The 1,712-nt window shown below is 58.7% G+C and carries 2 protein-coding genes and 1 tRNA gene; all 3 read left to right on the forward strand.

Annotation, left to right across the window (positions count from 1 at the left end):
* Positions 1 to 76 precede the first annotated feature (76 nt).
* The 3 genes from AC1DZ8_RS33270 to AC1DZ8_RS33280 all read left to right on the forward strand — a co-directional run bounded on the left by AC1DZ8_RS33270 (position 77) and on the right by AC1DZ8_RS33280 (position 1,326).
* A tRNA-Met gene (locus AC1DZ8_RS33270) sits at positions 77 to 153 on the forward strand.
* A 591-nt stretch (positions 154 to 744) separates the two neighbouring features.
* On the forward strand, positions 745 to 1,011 hold the full coding sequence (locus AC1DZ8_RS33275; RefSeq protein ID WP_436261482.1) for a type II toxin-antitoxin system ParD family antitoxin: 267 nt from the start codon (positions 745 to 747) through the stop codon (positions 1,009 to 1,011).
* A 3-nt stretch (positions 1,012 to 1,014) separates the two neighbouring features.
* Positions 1,015 to 1,326 carry a type II toxin-antitoxin system RelE/ParE family toxin gene (locus tag AC1DZ8_RS33280; protein ID WP_477311256.1) on the forward strand — a complete coding sequence of 104 codons (312 nt, stop codon included), beginning with the start codon at positions 1,015 to 1,017 and terminating at the stop codon, positions 1,324 to 1,326.
* The last annotated feature ends 386 nt before the right edge of the window (positions 1,327 to 1,712 follow it).

Genomic DNA, 1,712 nt, shown 5'->3' on the forward strand with positions numbered 1-1,712 from the left:
GGCCCTTTCATTTGGTGAGCCATCTATCTATCTATAGGCCATCCTGTCTAAAGACACCGGCCTACACACAAGTTGACGCGGGGTGGAGCAGCCCGGTAGCTCGTCAGGCTCATAACCTGAAGGTCACAGGTTCAAATCCTGTCCCCGCAACCAAATACAGGCCCGCCTCGCGCGGGCCTTTTTGTATCTGGAGGTCGGCCGGGCTGGTTCAACCGCATCAGGGCTCGCAAGGAGGCGTAGCCGCCGCGGGTCAGAAAACTCAAATCCCTGTCCCCGCAACCAAATCAATAAGCCCGCCACAAGCGGGCCTTTTACGTTTCTACGACCCATGCATCCTGTCCCATTCCCAAGCCAACTTTTCGGCGTCCAGCCTCTCGAAGCAAGATCTCTCAATGCTGGCTCTCCTGGCGCAGGCGCATCCTCTCGGAATGCTCCCAGGCCGATGTTCGCAATTTGCAACCATATCCGAGCGAAATCACACCCGGGCGATGCCAGTTGGCTCACCAACTCTGTCGGGCGAGGCGGCCGTCACGTTTTTTATGCGCTCGAATACCGGTGGATGATTCTGGGCACGAATCACGATCGTCCCAGCGCGATCGTGATTCGATGCCGCAGAATCAGGGGACGAATTATTCTCTCGCCAGCAGACCGTGGAAACGAAGCATGGCCGTGCGCACGCTGCTAATTATTGCTATCTATTGCTACCAGTTTTGATCGGCGCCATAGTCTCCCAAGGAGGTTGCCATGCCCAACTACGCCCTTAACGACCACTATGAGAGCTTCATCAGAAAGCAGCTCGAATCAGGTCGCTACAACAATGCCAGTGAGGTTGTTCGCGCCGGCCTGCGTATGCTCGAGGATTTCGAGGCGGAGCGGGAGAGATGGCTGCGCGAGGAAATCCCGGCGCGCCTGACCGAACTCCAGCGAGATCCGGCGAAGGCTATTCCCGCCGAGACGGTTTTTTCGCGGCTTGAGGCGCGTCATCGCGCGAAGCAGGCGAAAGCCAAGTAGGGGATGGAGTATCGCATTGCCTTCCACCCCAAGGCGGAAGCTGAACTCGAACAGCTCTATGACGACATAGCCGACCGTGCGTCGCCGGCGATCGCCTGGAATTTTGTTGCCGGCATTCGCGACCATTGCGTTGGCCTGTCGACTTTTCCACAGCGCGGCACAGAGCGGGTCGAGATCATGCCTGGTCTGCGCATCATCGGCTACCGCCGCGCCGTCAGCATTGCCTTTGCGGTCGAGGCCGAGCGGGTCTTGGTCCTGGGCATCTTTTACGCCGGCCGGAACATCACGGCGGAATTGCTGGAAGACCGGCTTTGAAGTGCTGCTCAGGCCGGCCGCCGCGGCCGAATTCGCCATGTCCGGCAAACAATTTCGGCCCGATGGCACGCGGTCGTCGCGGAGAGATGGAGGCTTCGTAGACGTGATCCGACCGCGGAATGCCGCTCGCAATTTCAGCCAAGCCAACTCACGAATTTCAGCCCCGTGGATATCTCCACGAGAAATCGAAAAAACATCACCGATGGCTGTTGACAGTTTTGGTTGGTGGCGACTATATACGCCTCACGAACGAGGGCGGTGCGCCGCTGGCGGCGAAGCAGTTTGCTTCTGAATAAGCCCTTGTGAGAATTCAAGAGAGCCGCGTAAGCGACACTCGGACGGCCCCGAAGCCACAAGCGTAACGGGCCACGACACCGCGTCTGCGG

The sequence above is a fragment of the Mesorhizobium sp. P2_F7 genome (assembly GCF_056403695.1).